This window comes from Mammaliicoccus sp. Q-M61 (assembly GCF_022386055.1).
Lineage (GTDB): Bacteria > Bacillota > Bacilli > Staphylococcales > Staphylococcaceae > Mammaliicoccus > Mammaliicoccus sciuri_A.
Map to the genome: position 1 here is coordinate 1 of NZ_JAJNJL010000049.1, position 208 is coordinate 208.

1 protein-coding gene is annotated in these 208 nt (G+C 40.9%); it reads right to left on the reverse strand.

Annotation, left to right across the window (positions count from 1 at the left end; genetic code table 11):
* Nucleotides 1-208: hypothetical protein (locus LQ677_RS14655; RefSeq protein ID WP_239749105.1), on the reverse strand; the 208-nt coding region annotated here is incomplete at both ends.

Consider the following 208-nt stretch of genomic DNA (forward strand, 5'->3'; position numbering starts at 1 on the left):
GGTAATTGTGTTTCGTCATCCACTGTGATTGTTGGTTGTTCTTTATCCGCTGGATAATCTGGGATTGTCACTGCACCTGTTACATCGTCTGTTGTCGTTGGTGTGCCATTGTCTTTTGTTACACCTTCTGTTGTTGGTTCATATGCATTATTATCTGCTTGTTCCCCTACTGTTACAGGTACTTTAATATGATCTTCTGTACCATCTG